This window comes from Vibrio sp. 2130-1 (assembly GCF_033339515.1).
Genome location: NZ_JAWOUT010000523.1, coordinates 1 through 581 on the forward strand (window position 1 = coordinate 1; position 581 = coordinate 581).

Sequence of the window (581 nt, forward strand, 5' to 3'; positions counted from 1 at the left end):
ATCGCATTAGTGGTTTTGGTGCTACTGTTGCTGGCCGCTGGAGGCTATTGGTGGATGTTTAATCAGCCAAGCCCAGATGACAAAGCGCAGCAGATCACGGGAAGCATCGAGCAAACTGCCATTCCGACACTCACTGAGCCGACTCTTTCGCCATCAGAATCTAATTTAACCTCAGCGACTGACGACTTGCCAAATGATGGCGATTTATCAGATGCGACTGACGATTCCAACTCATTGCCACCAACGGTGACAGAAGAAGTAGCAAGCGTCGGGAATGATGACACCCAGCAGCGTGTTGTGATTGAATCTGACGTGGTTGATGCTCTGTTAGAAGGTAAGCCTGAGCAAGCGAATACAGACAATATTAAAGCGTTAGTAGAAGGGGCTGAACCTCAAGCGAAAACCCAGTCAGAGACAAACTCTTCTTTGATTAAAGTGGTGAAGCCAAGCGATGCTGCATCAGAAGAGGTTGCGAAAACAGAGACGACATCAAGTAAACCTATCGTCAAATTCTCGTTTGCACGTGAAGAGCTAAAAGCGTTATCCCCAAGAGCGTACACCTTGCAGTTAGCAGCCATGAC

1 pseudogene is annotated in these 581 nt (G+C 47.8%); it reads left to right on the forward strand.

The window, feature by feature from the left end:
- Positions 1–581: pseudogene (locus tag R7Q09_RS27185) on the forward strand (cell division protein DamX); the annotation flags it as partial.